This is a genomic window from Paraburkholderia sp. SIMBA_053, assembly GCF_046534895.1.
Lineage (GTDB): Bacteria > Pseudomonadota > Gammaproteobacteria > Burkholderiales > Burkholderiaceae > Paraburkholderia > Paraburkholderia caledonica.
On sequence record NZ_JAWRXU010001837.1, the window covers coordinates 1 to 232 of the forward strand.

Annotated in this window: 1 protein-coding gene; it reads right to left on the reverse strand. The window is 50.9% G+C overall.

The genetic code is table 11. The annotated features are described in order from the left end of the window. Positions 1 to 232: lysozyme inhibitor LprI family protein (locus SB753_RS41875; RefSeq protein WP_410805796.1), on the reverse strand; the 232-nt coding region annotated here is incomplete at both ends.

Below are 232 nucleotides of genomic sequence, written 5' to 3' on the forward strand. Positions count from 1 at the left end.
GAGTGGTTTCTCGGAGCAAACATGAATTGGCGTTGATGCGCGCCATTGTTCCTCCTTCTGGGTCAGCATAGAAACTGCAATTGGCTTCCTTGTATGTAATCCATATCCGTTGGACGCTAAGCAGCTGGTCGCGACGTTCATCGCTGAGGTGGCCACGAAGCTGCTGGTAGTTGTCATTGAGCCGCTGGTCCTGGCGTTCATATTCGTTTGATATGCAGGTGACTATATCGAG